A 21165-nucleotide genomic window follows, 5' to 3' on the forward strand; every position below is an offset into this window, starting at 1 on the left:
AGTCAGGTGTATAGAGGTGTTAGATTTTAGATGTGGAATAGAGTTACTATAGTTGATATGCAACTTAAGCGGTATTGATTGCGCTAGGCTGTTAACTTTGGAGTTGGCGATTATTCAAGGATGAAATAATGGCATTAAAAAAAATTTCGTTACGATTTACTGTTGGAGGAATGTTTTTACTCGCGACATTTCTTACCGCTGTTGTTGCGGTTTCACTGCAATATTACTTCAGTAAAAAAATGGCGACTGAGAATACCCTATCAAAGTTGACGATGGTGTCCCAAGAGCTGAGTAACTATATCGGCGCGGTTGATTCTGACGCAGCCAATACCGCGCGTTTACTTTCTTCAGTGAAACGTTCTATAAGTAACAAAATATCGAAAGAAGAGTCGCGTACTATTCTTTCAGAAGCAATTAAAGATAACCCTCTCTTTTATAGTATTTACATTGGCTCGTCTAATGAAAACTTCTTCCAAATTATTAATCTAGAATCTGCCCCTGTCGTTAGAGAAAAAATCGGTGCACAACAAAAAGACCGTTGGGTTGTGGTTGAGATTCATAATATAGGGGAGGAGCGCGTCCGTACGACGAAATATTTTGACCAAGAGTTTACGCTAAGAAACTCAACTACGGAGCAGAGCAACTACCTTCCAACAACCAGGCCTTGGTATGTTTCTGCCAATGTTCAGTCGGTCGAAAAAACTCAGCCATATCTTTTCCAGCATTTACAAATTACCGGACAAACTTATTCTTTAGCGTTTGATTCGAAAATCGAATCTGAAGTTCAACATGTGATTGGTATTGATATTGTGTTGTCTTCTTTAGCTAGCAAACTATCAGGTACGGCGCTTGGCTTAGCAGAAGACAGTAAGGTTGAGTCTTTCTTATATTCGAAATCGGGTAATATTATTGCGTCTAACCTCAAGGTTAACAATCAGGAATCGGAGTTTGATGTATCAACATTGATGCTATCGTCTGAGCAGCAAGCCTTGATTAACGATACCCCTCCGCTGTTAGTGTCTAATCAAAATGATTGGGGGCCGATGGACTTTTCAGTGGCGGGAAAACCAAACGGCTATGCGATAGACCTTCTTAAAATGATTGGTGAGATGACAGGGATCAGGTTTGAATTTGTTAATGGTTTCTCTTGGGGCGAGCTTGTCAGTAAGTTTCAAGAAGGAAGTATTGATGGCCTGCAATCGGTTCAACATTATAAAAATAATGGCATAGATGGCCTATACACGACTCCAATTTATGAATTGCCATTTTCTATCGTGACAAGGGTCGGCGCGAAGGTTGTCACTAATTATGCCGAGCTTGAGGGTAAAAAAGTTGCCATTTTATCTGGGTGGTCAATTATTCCTAAGTTGAGAGAGGATTTTCCGAACATTGATTTAGTTGAATTTGAAAACCTAGAGTCTGCATTTAATTCAATTGAAAGCGAAGAGAACTTTGCTTTCTTAGAAGCAGAACCCGTACTCTCGTTTGCATTAGATAGGTTTTTCCAGCCAGGCCTTGTTGTCAATGGGACTCTAGAAGATCTAAAACAGAACTACTCAAACCAATTCCATTTGGTGCTGCAGAGCAAGCATAAACAATTGCTCCCAATCATTGATCAAGCTATCAGTAAGTTAAGTGGTGAACAACTTGATGCCTTAGCGAAAAAGTGGCTGCATGATACCGGCTTTAATACGAATACGACGGTTCCTTATACTGAACTTTATGATTTGACTAAGGAAGCAACGGTTGAAGGCAGTATGGTAAGGGTAGAGTTGAATGGCGAGATCAAGCATCTCTATTTAAAGAAAATAGACACGGGCGAACACTACTCTGAGTATTTTGCGGTATTGATTCCCGAATCTGAAGTCTTCAGTACAGTCAATAAACGTCTAGCAACCTCTGTTGGTGTAACGGTGTTACTGATGAGTTTGACGTTGCCTATTGCTTGGGTTTTTGGTGCGCCGATAGTGCATCCAATTCGCCAATTAGAGGAAGAGACTCATAAGGTTAAGCTGCGTGATTATGACAACGTGACAATTCTTGATACTCGAATCAAAGAAGTGTGGGAATTATCTGTTGCTGTAAAAGATATGGCTATGGAGATTAAACGACATGAACAGATGCAAGAGGCGTTTGTTGAGTCGTTTATCAAGCTCATCGCTCAAGCGATCGATGATAAGTCCGCTTATACGGCAGGGCATTGTAATCGTGTACCAGAACTCGGCTTGATGCTGGCTGACGCGGCGGAACAATCGCAGTCTGAGCACTTCAAAGACTTTGAGTTTAAAAATGATGACGAACGCCGTGAGTTTAGAATTGCGGCTTGGCTTCATGATTGTGGCAAGATCACGACACCAGAACACATCGTCGATAAAGGTACGAAGTTAGAAGCGAACTACAACCGAATCCACGAGGTGAGAACTCGATTTGAAGTACTTTGGCGTGATGCGGAAATCACCGCTTTGAGAAAACAACTTGATGGTTCGCTATCAACGCAACTGATAGCCGATGAACTTACGGCAACGAAGCAGCAGCTACAAGATGACTTTGCCTTTATCGCTACGTCGAACGTTGGTGGTGAGTTCATGAGTGATGACAAAGTCACTCGTATTCGCTCGATAGCTGAGACGACCTGGACGCGTCACTTTGATGATCAACTTGGTCTATCACCGATAGAGGCAATGAATCGAGAGCCGAGTTCAAGTTTACCAGCCACAGAACCACTTTTGAGTGATAAGCCAGAGCACATAGTGAAAAGAGATAGGCCGTTAGAATTTGACCCGAAACATCAAATTAAAATGGATGTGCCTGAGCACTTATACAACCTAGGCGAAGTCTACAATCTGAGTATTGCACGCGGTACATTGACTGCTGAAGATAGATTTAAGATAAACGAGCACATGCTTGGCACGATTAAGATGCTTGAGAACCTGCCATTCCCGAAAGAGCTAAGTCGTGTTCCTCGCTACGCTTCAACTCACCATGAAACACTTAAAGGTACAGGGTATCCAAGGAAGCTGACTGGTGATGACCTCTCAATCCCAGAACGTATTCTGGTGATCTCTGATATTTTTGAGGCATTAACCGCTGCAGATAGGCCTTATAAGAAGGCTAAGCCAATCAGTGTTGCTGTCGACATCATGTATAAAATGGCATTGGACGAGCATCTCGATATCGAACTGTTTAGATTGTTCTTAACCAGCGGCACTCACCTGCGTTATGCAGAAGAGTATCTGAAGCCGGAACAAATTGATTTCGTTGATATCAGCAAATACCTAGATGTTACTCGTCAGATTGCTTGAGTAAAGGTGGCTTGTTAGAACGGGGTCTATGAATGAAAGGCGCACATGAGTGCGCCTTTTTTATATCTGTTTATCGGTGAACAGGTAGATCGACACAAAGTGCTCTGCGTTTGTCAAGTCTGTCTATAAGTTGTCGACACATTGGTTTCGAGTGATTTCAGGGTAGGGAAGGGTTTAGCGGCTCTTTCTTTGCTTAAATCGATAAATAACAAGTGGTTGAATTGTTTTTAGTGTCCTTTTAAGTAAGTTTTTATCGCCTATAGAAAGTACTACCTTAGTCTAAATTGTCGACAATCTACTTGATTGTCGACAATTTGATCGTGTATTTTATGTTCATGTTATGAAATTGTTGACAGTTAGGGTCGGCAATCAGAAGTGAGCAGCGTGAATATGAATACTGCGATAAAAGATCTCACCTTAAGTGCAAACACGAAAACACGTGTGAGCGACAAAGAAAACACCAAGTCGGAAAATCTGACTGAGTACCTCGTTGAGGCGATTGTTAACGGTGAATTAGCACCGGGCAGTAAGATCTCGGAGCCTGAACTGGCTAAACGCTTCGAGGTAAGTCGAGGTCCATTACGTGAAGCGATAATGCGTGTGGAAGGACTTGGCCTGATAGAACGTATTCCACATGTTGGTGCGCGAGTTATTACTTTTTCTGCAGACAAACTGCTAGAGCTTTACGCGGTGCGAGAGGCATTGGAAGGCATGGCGGCTCGCTTAGCAGCGCGACATATTACACAAGAAGAGCTTATCGGGCTTGAAGGCTTATTGTCGACACACTCAAAGCACATCGATGAAGTCGAAGGTTCTTCTTACTTTCATCAACATGGGGATTTTGATTTCCATTACCGCATTATCAAAGCGAGTCGTAACAGCAAACTCATTTCGCTGCTGTGTGATGAGCTTTATCACCTATTACGCATGTATCGCTATCAATCGCCTAGGGCTCAGTCTCGACCAAAAGAGGCGCTCGATGAACACAAATACATCCTACAAGCGATTCGTAATCGTGATGAAGAGCTAGCAGAAATGCTAATGCGACGACACATCTCGGGTAGTCGATTGCTTATAGAACAACAAATTCAATCCAAAGATCTTGATTAAGCGACCATTGGAACCTGTCAGCAGATCAGTGCTGGCGATAATCAAAAGCCGTAAGTCTTAAAGATTAGCTAGAAATAAACAATTAACAGGGAGCGTCATTATGAAGTTATCAGCAGGAGCTAAGTTCCGACAAGCTGTGCAAGACAACGAGCCATTGCAGATCGTCGGTACGGTGAATCCGTATTGCGCGATGATGGCAAAGAACTTAGGGCATCAGGCGATCTATTTGTCGGGTGGAGGTATCGCCAATGCGTCTTATGGTTTGCCTGATTTAGGTATTACGACATTGAACGATGTGTTGGTGGATGTTGAACGTATTACCAACGCGTGTGATCTGCCATTGCTGGTGGATATCGATACGGGATTTGGTGGCGCATTCAATATTGCACGTACCATTCGTGCTATGGAGAAGGCAGGCGCAGCAGCAATCCATATGGAAGACCAAGTGGCCCAGAAACGCTGTGGTCATCGACCAAATAAAGCGATTGTAAGTCAGCAAGAGATGGTCGATAGAGTCAAAGCGGCAACCGATGCTAGAACCGATGACAGCTTTGTGATTATGGCGCGTACGGATGCATTGGCGGTTGAAGGCATTGATAGCGCAATTGAGCGAGCGATAGCTTGTGTTGAAGCGGGCGCAGACATGATCTTCCCTGAGGCGATGAATCAACTCGACCAATACGTGAAGTTCTCGGCAGCTTTGAAATCAGCAACGGGTAAGCATGTGCCTATTCTCGCGAACATAACTGAATTCGGGCAAACGCCACTTTACAACTGTAATGAGTTAGCGCAATCGAGTGTCGACATGGTGCTTTACCCATTGAGTGCGTTCCGTGCGATGAATAAAGCGGCTGAGAATGTTTACAAGCACTTGTTAGTTGAAGGCAATCAGGAAGCTCTGTTGGATTCAATGCAAACCCGTAAAGAGCTTTACGAACACCTTAATTACCACGACTACGAGAACAAGCTTGATCAGTTGTTTTCAAGTGAAGGGTAAACCAGTTTCAATTAATCAAAAATCAACTTAATCCAATAACGTGAAATGGTTAGTCGCCATATCCAGTACCGATGATAAAGATCATCGGACACATAAACAGGCAGCACCAAAGAGTGCAGGCGGCTAACACAGAAAAGGAGTTCACCATGTCTGTATCTTTGAGTGATAAAGCAGCTGTCGATAAGGCTTCAACAGAAAACCAACAACAAAGCGCAAAAACAGCAAGTACACCAGTAAGCGCACCTGCAATAGGTGGTGCTGGTCTACGTGGCCAAAGTGCGGGAACTACGGCGCTATGTACGGTAGGCCAGTCAGGAACGGGTTTGACCTACCGTGGCTATGACATAACCGACCTTGCTAATCATGCTCAGTTCGAAGAAGTGGCGCATCTGCTACTAAGAGGTCACTTACCCACTGAAAAAGAGCTCGATGATTACAAAATATTGTTGGTTGGTCTGCGCGGCTTACCTCAACCTTTGAAAGCAGCACTAGAGCTTATCCCAGCAGACGCTCATCCAATGGATGTGATGAGAACGGGCTGTTCAATGCTAGGTAATCTAGAGCAAGAGTCTGACTTCTCCGAGCAACTGCCTGCGACTGAACGAATGCTCGCGCTTTTCCCTGCCATTATTTGTTATTGGTACCGCTTTAGTCATGATGGCGTGCGAATTGATACTGAAGATCAAAGCGAAGCCTGTCTGGGTGGCTACTTCTTGAAAATGCTAACGGATAAAGCGCCTAGTGAACTTCATAAGAAGGTGATGCACTGCTCGCTAACTCTTTACGCGGAACATGAGTTTAATGCCTCTACTTTTGCGGCTCGTGTGTGTGCATCAACGTTGTCAGATATCCACTCTTGTGTCACCGCAGCGATTGGTACGTTGAGAGGTCCTTTACATGGCGGTGCGAATGAAGCCGCGATGGAAATGGTCCAAGATTGGCAAACCGCTGATGAAGCAGAAACTAACATCATGCAGATGCTTGCTAACAAAGACAAAATCATGGGCTTCGGTCATGCCATTTACCGTGAGAGCGACCCCCGAAATGCGCTAATCAAGCGTTGGTCAAAAGAGTTAGCTCAAGAGGTGGGAGATGAACAGCTTTACGCCGTTTCAGAACGTGTTGAAGCGGTAATGAAGCGCGAGAAAGGCTTGTTCTGTAATGCTGACTTCTTCCATGCATCGGCTTATCACTTCATGGACATCCCAACCAAATTGTTTACTCCGATCTTTGTGATGAGCCGCCTTACGGGTTGGACAGCACACGTGTTCGAACAAAGAGAAAACAATCGCATCATTCGTCCAAGTGCAGACTACACCGGGCCAGAGCATCAAGACTGGCTACCTATTCATCTACGTTAGCCCTCTATAACGAGCCGACTTATGTCTTGAGGTTACTTCCGTCTTCATACGATAAGGCCTCAAGAACCAACGAATAGAATTTAACAGATAATGGTGGATGTATGTCTGATGTGAAACTTGAACAAGCTCAGTACCTTGATAAAAATCAGTACCGAAAACTTTTACCCGGAACTCATTTAGAGTATTTCGATGCTTGCGAAGCGGTAGAAGCGATATCTCCGGGCAGTTATAAAACCTTGCCTTATACGTCGAGAGTATTGGCAGAGCAATTAGTAAGACGCTGTGATCCTGAAACCCTTGAAGACAGCTTAAAACAGATCATTGAACGCAAGAGCGACTTAGATTTTCCTTGGTATCCTGCGCGCGTGGTGTGTCATGACATTCTAGGTCAGACCGCTTTAGTTGATTTAGCTGGCTTACGCGATGCGATTGCCGACCAAGGCGGAGACCCTGCCAAGGTGAACCCAGTGGTCGAAACTCAACTGATTGTTGATCACTCTTTGGCAGTGGAACATGCCGGGTTTGATAACGAAGCATTTGATAAAAACCGCGCGATTGAAGAGCGCAGAAACGAAGACCGTTTTCATTTTATTGAATGGTGTAAAACCGCGTTTAAAAACGTGAGTGTGATCCCAGCGGGTAACGGGATCATGCACCAGATTAACTTGGAGAAAATGTCTCCAGTTATTCAATCTAAAGAAGGCATCGCGTTTCCTGATACTTGTGTCGGGACCGATAGCCATACTCCTCACGTTGATGCTTTGGGCGTTATCGCTATCGGTGTAGGTGGCTTGGAAGCCGAGACGGTGATGCTAGGTCGTCCGTCGATGATGCGCTTACCGGACATCGTGGGCGTGAAGTTAACGGGTCAAAGACAAGAAGGGATAACCGCAACGGATATCGTGCTTGCGATTACAGAGTTTCTTCGCAATGAAAGGGTTGTCTCAAGCTACTTGGAATTCTTTGGCGAAGGCGCACGTGCACTGACCATTGGTGACCGGGCAACAATATCTAACATGACACCAGAATATGGTGCGACAGCGGGTATGTTCTACATCGATGAACAGACCATTCAATACCTGAAACTCACTGGTCGAGAGCCTGAGCAGGTTGAACTAGTCGAACGCTACGCCAAGAAAACAGGGCTATGGGCTGACGATCTAGACTCTGCTCAATACGAACGTGTGCTTGAGTTTGATTTGTCTAAAGTTGAGCGAAATCTTGCGGGACCTTCGAATCCTCATCGCCGTTTGCCTACCCGCGAACTTGCCCAGCAAGGTATTAGCCAAGCTTCTTGGAAAGAGCAACACGCTGAACAATATTCTGATGAACAAATGCCAGATGGTGCCGTGATCATTGCGGCGATTACTTCTTGTACCAATACCAGTAACCCAAGAAATGTCGTCGCCGCAGCATTGGTTGCGAAGAAGGCCAATCAGCTTGGATTAGTTCGTAAGCCATGGGTAAAAACGTCATTCGCGCCAGGCTCAAAAGTTGCCAAGCTTTATCTTGAGTCCGCCGGTTTGTTGCCTGAACTGGAAAAACTAGGCTTCGGTATCGTCGGTTATGCGTGTACGACATGTAACGGGATGAGCGGGGCGTTAGATCCTAAAATCCAACAAGAGATCATCGACCGCGACCTGTATTCAACCGCTGTTTTGTCAGGGAACCGAAATTTCGATGGTCGAATTCATCCTTATGCTAAACAAGCGTTTTTAGCGTCACCGCCATTGGTTGTTGCTTATGCCTTAGCGGGCACAATACGCTTTGATATTGAGAAAGATAGCTTAGGTACGGACAACAATGGAAAGCCAATCTACTTAAGTGATTTGTGGCCAAGTGATGCTGAGATCGATGCCGTTGTAGGTGAACATGTTAAGCCTCAGCAATTCCAACAAATCTACGTGAAAATGTTCCAGCCAGACGAGGAACAGGTGACGACTGAACCGCTTTATGACTGGCGACCTCAAAGTACTTATATTCGCAGACCACCTTATTGGGAAGGTGCTCTTGCGGGAGAACGAAGCCTATCTGGTATGAGACCTTTAGCGATTCTGGGTGACAACATCACCACAGATCACTTATCCCCTTCAAATGCGATTCTCGCTTCGAGCGCTGCGGGGGAATACCTCACCAAAATGGAAGTGCCGGAAGAGGATTTTAACTCTTACGCGACCCATCGAGGTGATCACTTAACCGCGCAACGAGCAACATTCGCCAACCCTAAGCTGTTTAACGAAATGGTGAAGGACGCTGGAGAAGTCGTGCAAGGTTCATTAGCAAGAGTTGAACCTGAAGGTCAAGTTACGCGAATGTGGGAAGCGATTGAAACCTACATGAACCGTAAACAGCCTTTGATTGTCGTGGCGGGTGCGGATTATGGACAAGGTTCATCACGTGACTGGGCTGCAAAAGGTGTGCGTTTAGCGGGTGTTGAAGTGATTGTGGCTGAAGGATTTGAAAGAATTCACAGAACCAACTTGGTTGGCATGGGTGTACTGCCTTTGCAATTCAAAGTGGGCACAAATCGCAACACTTTAGAGTTGGATGGAACAGAGCTTTACGATGTTTACGGTGATATTGAAGCCGGTTCCGATTTGGCTCTAGTGATCACTCGCAAGACCGGTCAAAAACTCGATGTACCAGTCACTTGCCGTTTAGATACCGCAGATGAAGTGAATGTGTACAGCGCTGGTGGTGTGTTGCAGCGTTTTGCTAAAGACTTTCTCGCACAGTAGGAGCTGGTTATGAACATCAAACAGATAAAAGTACCTGCTACCTACATGCGGGGCGGAACAAGCAAAGGCGTCTTCTTCAACCTAAGTGACTTACCTGAAGCTGCGCAAGTCGCCGGAGAAGCACGAGACGCATTACTTCTGCGCGTGATTGGTAGTCCAGATCCTTATGGCAAACAAACCGATGGCATGGGTGGCGCAACATCCAGCACCAGTAAAACCGTTATTGTTTCGAAAAGCAGTAAAGCCGATCACGATGTTGATTACCTATTCGGTCAAGTAGCAATTGACAAGCCGTTTGTCGATTGGAGCGGTAACTGCGGCAATTTGTCTGCTGCAGTGGGCCCATTTGCTATTCATAGTGGCCTCGTCGACTCGAGTCGCATTCCAGAAAACGGTGTGGTCGAGGTACGAGTATGGCAAGTGAACATAGATAAAACCATTATTGTTCATGTACCTATTGCTGATGGGGAAGTCCAAGAGTTGGGTGACTTTGAGCTCGATGGTGTGACTTTCCCCGCCGCGGAGATCCAAGTCGATTTCCTAGATCCAGCCGATGCGAGTGGCTCTATGTTCCCAACAGGGAATGTTGTCGATTTTTTAGATGTTCCAGACCTGGGTTGCATCAAAGCGACATACATTAATGCTGGGATACCCACCATTTTTGTTGATGCTGAATCGGTTGGTTACCAAGGTACAGAGCTTCAATCGGATATTAACAGTGATTCAAAAGCCTTGGCTCTGTTTGAATCCATCCGAGCACATGGTGCGGTTGCGATGGGACTTATTGATTCCCTAGAACAAGCTGAATCACGCCAACACACTCCTAAAGTCACGTTTGTTGCTAAGCCTCAAGCGTACCAAGCTTCCAGTGGAAAATCGGTTGCTGCCGAAGATACCGACCTTCTAGTACGTGCTTTGTCTATGGGGCAACTTCATCACGCCATGATGGGTACGGCTGCGGTCGCCATTGCTTCAGCTGCAAGTGTACCAGGCACCTTAGTGAACTTGGCAGCCGGTGAGGGAAGTCGTGATTTCGTGACCTTTGGACACCCGTCAGGAACCTTGAAGGTAGGTGCTAAAGCACTAGAGACCGAAAGTGGGTGGAAAATAGAGAGGGCGATTATGAGTCGTAGTGCCCGAGTGATCATGGAAGGTGCCATTCGTGTGCCTTTTCCTAAGTAAAGCGATTGTCGTGAACGGTCAAATGTTCACGAACACAACGCTGAGAAAAGAGTGCACCCAAGTGACACTGCCAAAAGCTAGGCGCTTGGACTAATGGATAAATCATGGAGGAGGCACTATGTCTGCTACGAATCGAATGAACAGAAAAACCGATTATATCACCGAGTATCAATGGGCTAGGGAAGACCCCAATTCGTTCTGGGAAACACAAGCACAAGCGATAGATTGGTTTGAACCACCAAAAACGATATTACAAACTGACGATAACGGTATTGAGCGTTGGTTTCCTGATGGGGTGATGAACACCTGCTGGCTGGCGCTGGATTATCATTGTGAAAATGGGCGAGGTGACAATACCGCGCTGATTTACGACTCTCCAGTTACAGGAACTCAATCCTCGTACACTTACAACCAGTTACGTAACCAAGTGGCTAAAGTCGCTGGTATGTTAGCCACGCAAGGCGTGACCAAAGGTGATCGTGTGGTGATCTATATGCCGATGATTCCTGAAGCGGCAATGGCCATGCTGGCTTGCGCTCGACTCGGTGCGGTGCATTCGGTGGTGTTTGGTGGGTTTGCTCCTCATGAGCTTGCCGTTCGAATTGAGGATGCCGAGCCCAAGGTGTTGATTACTGCATCTTGTGGTGTTGAGATAAACAAAGTCCTGCCATATAAGCCGATGGTTGATCGAGCGATCATGGACAGTCGCTGGAAACCCGAGAAAGTGGTGGTATTCCAAAGAGAGCAGTCTCTAGCCGAATTGAACAATGAACGCGATGTACTTTGGCAACAAGCGGTTAACGATGCTTTGCCTCACGTATGCGTGCCTGTTCTGGCAACTGACCCACTATATATCTTGTATACATCAGGAACGACGGGTAAGCCAAAAGGTGTGGTTCGTGACAATGGTGGTCACGCGGTCGCGATGAAATACTCGATGAGCACTATCTACGATATGCCGCAAGATGGTGTGTTTTGGGCGGCTTCTGATGTCGGCTGGGTAGTGGGGCATTCCTATATTGTGTATGCGCCATTGATTCATGGCTGTACGACCATTTTGTTTGAAGGCAAACCAGTACGAACGCCAGATCCCGGCGCATTCTGGCGTGTGTGTGAAGAATACAACGTCGATGTATTGTTTTCTGCTCCAACGGCATTTAGAGCCATTAAGAAAGAAGATCCTGAAGGCGAGTTACTGACCAAGTATGACTTATCATCACTCAAGTCGATTTTCATGGCTGGCGAGCGTTTAGACCCACCAACATTGGATTGGGTTGAATCTCATACCGATAAGCCGGTTATCGATCATTGGTGGCAAACAGAAACGGGTTGGGCCATTTCTGCAAATCCAACAGGGTTAGAACCTTTACCAGTGAAAGCGGGTTCCTCCACTAAACCTGTTCCGGGTTACCAAGTGGAGATTCTCAATGAACTCGGTGAAGTCGCTCAGCCTAATCAACAAGGTTTTGTGGCTCTTAAACGCCCGTTACCACCCGGTTGTCTGCCAACGGTTTGGCGTAATCATGATCGATTTGAATCTGGCTATCTGAGCCAATTCCCAGGCTATTACGTTTCGGGTGATGGCGGCTATCTCGATGAAGATGGGTATCTATTTATCATGGGCCGTATTGATGATGTGATAAACGTAGCGGGGCATCGCCTGTCGACAGGAGAAATGGAAGAGATCGTGGGTGGTCACCCAGCCATTGCAGAATGCGCGGTAGTCGGGATTCACGATGACTTAAAAGGGCAGCTACCTCTTGGTTTAGTTGTGTTGAAAGATGGCGTAAAAGTGGATGGCACAGAGTTACAAGCTGAACTTGTAGGTAAGGTTCGTAATGAGATCGGCGCTGTAGCCTGTTTTAAGCAAGCCTTGGTTGTTGAGAGACTACCTAAGACCCGCTCAGGCAAGATCTTACGCAGAACCATCCGACAAATCGCAGAAGGCGAGCAATATGTGGTGCCTTCGACGATTGACGATCCTACCAGCTTAACTGAAATTGCTGAAAAGCTCGGCAAATAGAAGTCGCAGTTTAGGTAATCTCCCTTCGGCTTGTTGATTTATACATAAGCCAGCGTGATGGTTTACCTAAACGCCAGTTTATTCATCCGCTTATCCATTGCGTTTACTATGACCTCATTATGATTCCCACATATTGAGGTCTTTTTATGCGAGCTTACTTTTTGTTGATTGCTTTATTGGTCAGTGGTGCTGCTAGTGCCAGTATTTCAAAGGATGAAGCGAGTAGAGTGTTGTTAGAGCCTTTGAGTCATCCTAAGGTATTTAAATGTGTATCCAAGACTGGCGTCGATCTCTATCAAGCGGTTTTTGATATTGGTGTGGGATATGAAGCCGACCCTATTAACTCGAAGATGATTGTTAATTCAAGGAAAGGCCGCTACGAATATCAAATCCTAGGCGCAGTAAGATCTGAAAGAGCCGGTGAAATTGTAGTGCTAACTCGTCATGTGGGAGACGGTGTTAAAGTTGCCGCTATGATTGATGACGAAAATGGCAAGATACTGGGGATCGGCGATAAAAATCATTATCGAGATTGCGGTGTTAGGCCACCACCTAGCGCAGAAAACATGCAAAACTTTTGGTCCAAAGGCTAAGAGCGACATGTGAAAGACAAAATTTATTGAGAAAGCGCGATTGAGGCGACCTTATTGGTCGCCTTTTTGTTGGTGAGGATAAAGCGAGCTCAAAGCTATATATCATTAATCAGTTATGTGATGGCTGAATAATACATAGCTGAACATGATGTATCGTCTAAACGTGGCTTTATTTATCTCATTAACGGTTCTGCTTAAGATGGCTCTACTCCAAACGAAGAACTAAGCGAGACTCCTATGAAATTCACTAAACCTTTTATTTTAGCGACACTGATTGTGACTCTTTCTGGTTGCGCATCACCAGCAATGGATAACGAAAATGAGAATGCTGCACGTAATCGTGGTGCTGTAGGTGGTGCTTTACTAGGAGCAACAGCAGGCGCTCTAACTGGAGATGCGAGTTTAGCCGTGAAGGGCGCTGCATTAGGTGGTGTGACCGGTGGTGTTGCGGGTTCAATGAAAGATACGGACGATGCAAGAAACGCACAACGAACCCAAGTTACTGCTGATGGTCTAGCGCAAGACAATCGCACTGATGCAGAAAAGCGAGTTGCGGAAGTAGAGGCGGAAATTAAGCTTATTGAACTGGAACAACAGCTTGCTGATCTCAAAGAAGAGAAAGAAGATAACGGTGCATAAAGCTGAAGCTACAGCAAAAGCCACAGCAAAAACCATAGCTTCGATATTCGTTTAATTCAAAATCATTCAAACAGAATGGCCACGTAATGTGGCCGTTTTTGTATCTAAAATACACACTTCAAACAATGAATTAATTCAATAACTTGTATAGATACTCACGCCAAGTAAACTAGACTCAGTTTAGATATTAATTTGGTTTGAGAAGCGCAATAGTCATGAATGTCACCTTAAGGGCCGCAAAGCACGCGGATTTAGAACAACTTAACGAGTTAATGTTCGATCTCCACCATCACCACCACCTTGCTAGCCCAGAGCACTTTAAAACGGCAGAAGAGATTGAGCAGGAAAAAAGCATTGCACGATACTTGGATGACCCTGAATGTTTGGTTTATGTGGCATTAAAAGGAGAGCTCATTGTTGGCTTTATCTCTGGGCATTTTTGTGAGCTTATCTCAACGGTCAGCAAACCAGTGCCGATGGGAAGTGTCGATGAACTGTTTGTCTTGCCTGATTATCGAAAAGAATCGATTGCTGAAAAGTTGTTTAACAAAGTTGAAAGTACTTTTGATGATTATGGGGTTGAACAAGTCTTTGTAGAAGTTTGGGACTTTAACTCGCCTGCCAAGGACTTCTATCAAAAAATGGGGTTCACACCTCACATTCAATGGATGAGGAAGGCTTTGCACAAAACGTAGACAGCGATTTTGTGTGGCTTTGATTACAATAGTTCAACTGCAACAGCAGTCTTCAATATTCTTCTATTATTTTTTAGGTAAACTCGTTGGTTATTCGATATTTATTAGTTTTCATACTGTCTCTTTTGAGTACTACTTCCGCTTGGGCAAACGACACTTTGCCCGATCATATCGCGGGCGCCTTGTGTGTAGTACGTGCTGATAACCAAATCGTGTTGGTTGATGAGTTGATCACCGGTCAATTGTCTCTACCGGGAGGCACTGTTGTTTCAGGTGAGCCGCCAGCCGTCGCGGCGCAACGTGAAACGTGGGAAGAGGCTGGTTTGTCGGTAACGGTCGGTGATGTGCTAGGTTATACCGACAGTGCCGTCGTGTTTGATTGTATTTCTGACTCTGAAGTGATCAGTTACAAGGCTCGAAATGAGTTAGGTGGCTTTGAGCTGCCGATTTGGTTTGCTCCTCATTATGGCGTGGAAGTCAGCCGAGCGATGTTACTTCCTCCTACTGAATTGCAAGATCACCAATACCGCTACCCAGAACAGTGGTCTGAGATTAACGAGCTGTTTTTATCTGCGACAGATCAACCGGTGACGTATGTGACTGAGCTGGTGGGCGCGGCACCCAAAGTCCATCAAGTTGAATTAAATTGGATTGTGTCACTTCAAAACACGTTCGATAAGATGCCAAGCGTATTTGCTAATACTGTGCTTTTGACTGACTTGTTGGCCAAGCCATGGGTCTTCATTGTGATATTGCCGTTAATTGCTTGGTACTTTGGCCGTAACTTCGCGTTGAAGTTTGGCTTCACTTTGATCTCGGTGACACTACTTACTTTAATCGCGCACCAAGGTTTTGGTTTTCCACGTCCACACGCTTACTTGCCAACATTGAAACTGGTGATGAGCAGTGGGTATAGTTTTCCAAGTCTGTTGGCTGCCTTGTGGGTCAGTTTAACCTTGTTAGTCTTTTGGAAACTAAAGCGCCTCTTGGAGCAAAAAGCCATTCTGGTAGTGCTCGCTGGCCTGCTGTGGATCATGCTATTTAAGTCTTATTCAGGTAGTGCGTTTTTTAGTGATGTATTAATGGGTGGCGTATTAGGCGCTTTAACGACGTGGCATATCGTGAGATTAGACGCGAAACCGGATGTTGATATTAGCGCCTTATTGAGTTCTAAAGGTGTTTGGTGGGCATTGTGCTTACTGTCGATTGTTCTGACGGTGATATGGCCACTGCCAACATTTTCATTCTGGGTGGCGATTTTGATGACGATTGCATGCCTAGTGACGTTAACAGACTCGAAACCTTTGGTTGGGCAGTTCTCATTCAAGATCGTTCTTGGAGTGATGGCGATGTTGTTAGCGGGAAATCTGCTGATTAGCTGGGCTGGAAGCTTTGTCTCTTTCAGCGGTATTGCTTCATTTATTGTTGAAACGTTACGTTTCCCAATCTTGATTCTGTTTGGTGTGGTGGCATTTCGTCTGCCATGGAAAAGAGAGTAAGCGACTCGACTAACACAAAATCAAAAAGGCTGTGCAGTGCACAGCCTTTGTCATTTCTGAAACAAGCAAAAAGTAATTCTTATTAGAACCTGTTGAGCGTTTATGAGTTGAAGATAAACTTCTCAATCGCGACCGCTACACCATGGTCGTCGTTGCTAGCTGTGATGTGATCCGCCAGTTTCTTGGTTTCTTCCATTGCGTTTTCCATTGCAATGCCAAGGCCTGCGTATTCAAGCATATGGTGATCGTTTTCAGCATCACCCATGCAGATGACTTCTTCCGCTTTAATGCCTAAGTGTTTCGCTATCGCTTCAATACCGACACCCTTGTTTGATTTCGGGTTTAGGAACTCTAAGAAGAATGGTGCACTTTGTACGATAGTAAACTGAGTCTTAAGCTCTTGTGGCAACTTACCGATGATTTCAGTCAGCTTGCTTGGTTCAGCGACAATCATAGTTTTGATGATTTCGTGGTCATCTTCTAGTTGAGAAAAGTCGAACTCGGTTATATCTAAGCAATTAATACGCGCTTCAATACCAGTGTACTCATTGTTCTCAGGTGTGATTAAGCCGTGGATCTTGCTGAAAGCATGGACATAACCACCAAGCTGTTGAGCGAGGGCAGCAATCTCTTTTGCGGCTTTGCCGTTGCTGATCTCACTGTGAATGATCTCTTTTGTCGATACGTTCTGAACCATAGAGCCGTTGTAGAAGAGTACAAAGTCATCTTCGCCGTCAATCGAAAGCTCATCTAATTTGCTTTGCATGCCTTCTAAAGGGCGACCAGAAGCGAGAACTACTTTCACACCTGCAGCTCGTGCTTTGGCGATTGCGTCTTTGTTCTCTTGAGAAATCACTTTTTCACTGTTGAGTAGTGTGCCATCCATATCAAGAGCAATCAGTTTGTACATGTTGTTCCTTACTAAAAAATTAAAAGCTAACGAAATCTATGGGCGAAAGGATAAGGGAACTTGAAAGTTCAGGCTAGGGCTTTGATCAACTCATTTATCAGTACTCATTTGTTTGACCAAAAGGGGGAAGTGCTTTAAGGTCTGCGGTTGATTAATTTCATCAAATGATTGAGCTGAGGGAAAGTTGTACAAGATTAATGAAATGTTTGAAACCATTCAGGGTGAGGGCGTGTTTACTGGCGTTCCCGCTGTTTTTGTTCGTCTGCAAATTTGCCCAGTGGGCTGTTCTTGGTGTGATACCAAGCAGACCTGGGAAGCGTTGCCAGAAGAGGAAACCAGCCTTGGCGATATTATGGTTAAGGCAGAAGATTCACCTACTTGGTCAGCAATCGATGCTCAAGGAATCGTGAATGAATATATCAAGCAAGGTTACACTGCTAAGCACATTGTGATTACTGGTGGTGAGCCATGCATTTATGATCTTGTTCCTCTTACTGAAGCGTTTGAGCAGCACGGTTGTCGCTGTCAGATTGAGACTAGCGGAACATCAGAAGTTAAAGCCACACCGGACACTTGGGTTACGGTGTCACCGAAAGTGGCGATGAAAGCGAAACTGGAAATCTTAGATAGCGCCTTGCAACGTGCTAACGAAATTAAGCATCCAGTAGGTACAAGCAAAGACATCGAACAACTTGACGGTTTATTGGAGCGAGCAGCAGTTCCTAACGACACTGTTATCGCTCTGCAACCAATCAGCCAAAAAGACCGCGCTACTCAGCTTTGTATTGATACCTGCATTGAGCGCAATTGGCGCTTATCAATACAAACTCACAAATATTTGAGCATCGCATAGGTTGTATTTTTACTGGGCAAGATAAGTCGCTAGTAGAAGGTTCTCGTAAGGATTTAAGATGAAAAAAGCAGTGGTAGTATTCAGTGGTGGTCAAGACTCAACAACGTGTCTTGTTCAAGCATTAAAAGAGTATGATGAAGTTCATGCGATTACGTTTGATTATGGTCAGCGCCATAGACTCGAGATTGAAGTTGCTGAGTCATTGTCGAAAGAGCTTGGTGTGAAAGCGCACAAAGTGATGGATGTGACTCTGTTGAATGAACTGGCTATCAGCTCTTTGACTCGTGACGATATTCCTGTGTCTCATGAGCTGCAAGAGAATGGGCTGCCGAATTCATTCGTTCCTGGTCGTAATATTCTATTTCTGACTCTAGCGGGTATTTACGCTTACCAAATCGGTGCTGAAACCGTGATTACAGGTGTGTGTGAAACAGACTTTTCTGGTTACCCTGATTGTCGTAATGACTTTGTGAAGGCGATGAACTCTGCACTTGTACAAGGTATGGACAAGCAGCTTGATATCAAAACACCGCTAATGTGGTTAAACAAGGCTGAGACATGGGCGCTAGCAGACCAGTACTCAGCACTTGAACTTGTTAGAAACAAAACACTGACTTGTTACAACGGCATTGTTGGTGATGGCTGTGGCGATTGTCCGGCATGTGAACTGCGTAAAGTTGGCCTTAACGATTACCTCGGTGATCGCGAAAGCATCATGGCTGAGTTGGTTCGCAAACAGGCTGAGAATAAATAATTTCAGGTAAATCAATCGGTTCGTTATATGCATCAATAATGCAGTTTCGGCCGTTGCTTTTGGCTTGATAGAGTGCTTGGTCGAGCACTGAATACAAGTCATCAAAGTCACTTAATGCGTTTGAGGTTGCTAGATAAGCAAAACTCGCGGTCACATTAAGTGACTTTTTGCTTTCTGATAAAAAGACAGTGCTTGAAATGGCGTAGTGCAACTCTTCAACGCGTTCTCGTACCTCTGCTGGTGGGGTATCGGTTAACATGATGACAAATTCTTCACCCCCTAAGCGACCAAACAATTCACCATTCACTAAGTGTTTTCTAATTTGATCACTAATATGGACCAGTGCCCGATCACCAGTAGGGTGCCCATACTCATCATTAATCTTCTTAAACTTATCTAGATCGAGCAGCACGAGCACATGCTGTTTGTCCGTCCCTTTACAGCGTTTCACTCTTTTGATTCTTCGAATTATCTCAGTTCGGCTATATGCTTTCGTTAAGCCATCAATTGCTGCTTTTGCGCGAACCGTTTTGTTTATCAATACCGTGAAGCTTGCAGCGCAAAGCAACAGAATAACAACGATGTTGTACATCCATCTTTGATGTTCCATTTTTTCAATTTGAACGCGGTCGAGTTTCGTCTGATGTGTCAGGAAAGAGCTTTCCAGTTCCTGCTCATATTTGGCGTGCGTCAGGCCGAGCGCTTCGAGTGCGAGTCGATTATCGATGTCTCTAGCTTCCATTTGCATTGACGAGTATCGCTGGTAGAAATAGAAAGCTTGTTGGTAATCGCCGAGTGATTGATGAATATCAGAAAGCTGCAGAAGTGACTGCGCGATGTATTTATGCCTTGTGACTTGTTCTGCTATTTCTAGCGCTTGTTGAGCATAGTTGAGTGCTTCCGTTGGCAGTTTCTGTTCTTCGAACATATCGCTGATCGCCAAGTAAGCATTGATGCGAATGACATCATTGCTCAGTTCGCTCGAAGCTGAAAGAGACTCAATTAGGTAGGTTCTCGCCACATCATAGTTTTTCGTTTGAGTGTACGCTTTTCCTAAGCCAAGACTTGTGAGTGCAATACCGTAGCTATGCGACGTTGAGCTCAGCAGTGTTCTTGCTGTCTGAAAGTGGTGAATTGCTAGTTCACTTTGCTCTTGGTTAAGGTAGAGATCCGCAAGGCTGTGATGCACTTGTGCTTTCATTAAATCTGAAGCGTTTACTCTGAGAATGAGAGCTTGCTCTAGATACTCCGCCGATTTTTCATATTGCTTTAATTCTTTGAGCAAGTTACCCACATCGTTGTAAACCCCTGAAATATCATGCCCTTGTGGAAACACGTTTATTAGTGATAGGTAGGTGTCTAGTGCAGCTTGATAGTCACTGCGGAAATGATGATTGTTCGCGATGACTCGATAAGTCCCGAATTTTGGTAATACAGGGTCAGCGATGTCATGTAAATCTGACTGAAGGGCAGAGCAGTAATAGTTCGCTTGATGGTATTTAGCTTGCTCGTTAAGCGATCGGCATAGCTGGTACTTTAGTAAGGCTTTACCAGTTAAATCACTGCGAGATTGCATTTTCGCCAAAAGTGTTAGAAAGCCTTGTTGTGCTTGTTCATATTGGCCTTTGCCGTCTTTCCTCAGAGCAGAAATAAACGCTGTTTCTATCGCTTGGTAGTCATTGTCGTTTGAAGCGATTCCGTAGAACGGCTGATCTCGGTGGCTCATGTATTGATACAGAAGAGACGCAAGGTAAAGCTTATCTCCATAAACCGTTGAGCCGATGTAGCGTGTTTGCAGCATGTTTAATGCGCGCTCAGGAGAGTGGTTTAAAGTAGAGAGATAAAGCGCGTTCCAATCAGCATTTGGAGTAGAGCTTAGATTGGAGGTATAGACTGGTGAATTGTGGTCACGATCTGATGTTGATACTTGGCTATAAGAACAAAAGCTAATGAATAGTAGAAAGGTAACAAAAACGAAGTGATTCACAAGAGACGATCAATCAGATAAAGCACGATATTCTATTATTAGTTTGATGTTGCTTCAAATTTTGAATGGTGCGACTACGTGGTTATGCGAGGTAGGTCTCTAATTTATTGATACTAATCAGAGGTATATCGGTCGCGCGAATCGTGCGACCGATATCGGAAATTAGATGTATAATTTCGCTAGGTCAGAAGGCTCAAGTTCTTTGCCTTCTAATGTTGCATTCCAGTTAGTACCAACAAGAACGCCGTCTTCAGCAAGAGTCAGTAGCCAGTCTTCTACAAAGATATCTAGTGGGATTTCTAATACTTCAAAATCAGCCCACTCTTCAACGTTGTGAGTCTGAGCATCTTCTTTTGAAGACCAAAATGGCATCACTTCGCTGCTTTCGAATTCACTTGAGTCACATGCTAGCCAACCTTCTTCGTTACGAAGGCCCCATACAAGTTTAGTTTCTTGTGTTTCAGAAACGAAAAGTTCTAGATTTGCTTGAGTATCAGCTGTTAGTTTGCTCATGGATTAATT

General features: G+C 44.8%; 16 protein-coding genes. 13 read left to right on the forward strand and 3 right to left on the reverse strand.

Going from position 1 to position 21165, the window contains the following annotated elements; translation table 11 throughout:
• The first annotated feature begins 128 nt into the window (after positions 1-128).
• The 11 genes from AB6D06_RS07540 (at position 129) to AB6D06_RS07590 (ending at position 16139) form a co-directional block, all read left to right on the forward strand.
• Positions 129-3302: an HD domain-containing phosphohydrolase gene (locus tag AB6D06_RS07540; protein ID WP_372099283.1), complete on the forward strand. Its 3174-nt coding sequence runs from the start codon at positions 129-131 to the stop codon at positions 3300-3302.
• Between the two features lie 390 nt (positions 3303-3692).
• On the forward strand, positions 3693-4412 hold the full coding sequence (locus AB6D06_RS07545) for a GntR family transcriptional regulator (protein WP_017071741.1): 720 nt from the start codon (positions 3693-3695) through the stop codon (positions 4410-4412).
• Positions 4413-4512: 100 nt separating this feature from the next.
• On the forward strand, positions 4513-5409 hold the full coding sequence (gene prpB / locus AB6D06_RS07550; RefSeq protein WP_065682186.1) for a methylisocitrate lyase: 897 nt from the start codon (positions 4513-4515) through the stop codon (positions 5407-5409).
• A gap of 146 nt (positions 5410-5555) precedes the next feature.
• Positions 5556-6770 (forward strand): 2-methylcitrate synthase, encoded by a 1215-nt coding sequence (gene prpC, locus AB6D06_RS07555; RefSeq protein ID WP_102533678.1) that lies wholly within the window; start codon positions 5556-5558, stop codon positions 6768-6770.
• Positions 6771-6871: 101 nt separating this feature from the next.
• A complete protein-coding gene (gene acnD, locus AB6D06_RS07560; RefSeq protein WP_371713522.1) occupies positions 6872-9508 on the forward strand; it encodes a Fe/S-dependent 2-methylisocitrate dehydratase AcnD in 2637 nt (878 codons plus the stop codon).
• Positions 9509-9517: 9 nt separating this feature from the next.
• Positions 9518-10690, forward strand: a complete 1173-nt coding sequence (gene prpF / locus AB6D06_RS07565; protein WP_372110089.1) for a 2-methylaconitate cis-trans isomerase PrpF — start codon at positions 9518-9520, stop codon at positions 10688-10690.
• A gap of 118 nt (positions 10691-10808) precedes the next feature.
• Complete coding sequence (locus AB6D06_RS07570; protein ID WP_371713520.1) at positions 10809-12713, forward strand: propionyl-CoA synthetase; 1905 nt, start codon at positions 10809-10811, stop codon at positions 12711-12713.
• Positions 12714-12859: 146 nt separating this feature from the next.
• Positions 12860-13306 carry a hypothetical protein gene (locus AB6D06_RS07575; RefSeq protein WP_050654087.1) on the forward strand — a complete coding sequence of 149 codons (447 nt, stop codon included), beginning with the start codon at positions 12860-12862 and terminating at the stop codon, positions 13304-13306.
• Between the two features lie 237 nt (positions 13307-13543).
• Positions 13544-13945 carry a glycine zipper domain-containing protein gene (locus tag AB6D06_RS07580; RefSeq protein ID WP_372110090.1) on the forward strand — a complete coding sequence of 134 codons (402 nt, stop codon included), beginning with the start codon at positions 13544-13546 and terminating at the stop codon, positions 13943-13945.
• A 215-nt stretch (positions 13946-14160) separates the two neighbouring features.
• Positions 14161-14640, forward strand: a complete 480-nt coding sequence (locus AB6D06_RS07585) for a GNAT family N-acetyltransferase (RefSeq protein ID WP_009846623.1) — start codon at positions 14161-14163, stop codon at positions 14638-14640.
• A gap of 86 nt (positions 14641-14726) precedes the next feature.
• The gene (locus AB6D06_RS07590; protein ID WP_029235162.1) at positions 14727-16139 is read left to right on the forward strand and encodes an NUDIX domain-containing protein; all 1413 of its coding nucleotides are present in this window, start codon (positions 14727-14729) and stop codon (positions 16137-16139) included.
• A gap of 100 nt (positions 16140-16239) precedes the next feature.
• Here AB6D06_RS07590 and AB6D06_RS07595 read toward each other — a convergent pair whose 3' ends face one another.
• A complete protein-coding gene (locus AB6D06_RS07595; protein WP_102428957.1) occupies positions 16240-17049 on the reverse strand; it encodes a Cof-type HAD-IIB family hydrolase in 810 nt (269 codons plus the stop codon).
• A 184-nt stretch (positions 17050-17233) separates the two neighbouring features.
• Between AB6D06_RS07595 and queE the strand changes: the two genes are divergently transcribed.
• Together queE and queC are read left to right on the forward strand one after the other, a co-directional pair.
• On the forward strand, positions 17234-17902 hold the full coding sequence (gene queE / locus AB6D06_RS07600; protein WP_372110091.1) for a 7-carboxy-7-deazaguanine synthase QueE: 669 nt from the start codon (positions 17234-17236) through the stop codon (positions 17900-17902).
• Between the two features lie 58 nt (positions 17903-17960).
• Positions 17961-18656: a 7-cyano-7-deazaguanine synthase QueC gene (queC, locus tag AB6D06_RS07605; protein WP_017063822.1), complete on the forward strand. Its 696-nt coding sequence runs from the start codon at positions 17961-17963 to the stop codon at positions 18654-18656.
• On the opposite strand, the gene AB6D06_RS07610 is transcribed toward queC, so the two are convergent.
• On the reverse strand, positions 18616-20643 hold the full coding sequence (locus AB6D06_RS07610; protein WP_372110092.1) for a diguanylate cyclase: 2028 nt from the start codon (positions 20641-20643) through the stop codon (positions 18616-18618). The two genes, queC and AB6D06_RS07610, sit on opposite strands and share 41 nt — an antisense overlap.
• A gap of 162 nt (positions 20644-20805) precedes the next feature.
• Positions 20806-21156, reverse strand: a complete 351-nt coding sequence (locus tag AB6D06_RS07615) for a DUF2750 domain-containing protein (protein WP_010438559.1) — start codon at positions 21154-21156, stop codon at positions 20806-20808.
• Positions 21157-21165: the final 9 nt, after the last annotated feature.

Origin of the sequence: Vibrio sp. 10N.239.311.G01 (assembly GCF_041465805.1) — a bacterium.
Taxonomy (GTDB): Bacteria; Pseudomonadota; Gammaproteobacteria; order Enterobacterales; family Vibrionaceae; genus Vibrio; species Vibrio crassostreae_C.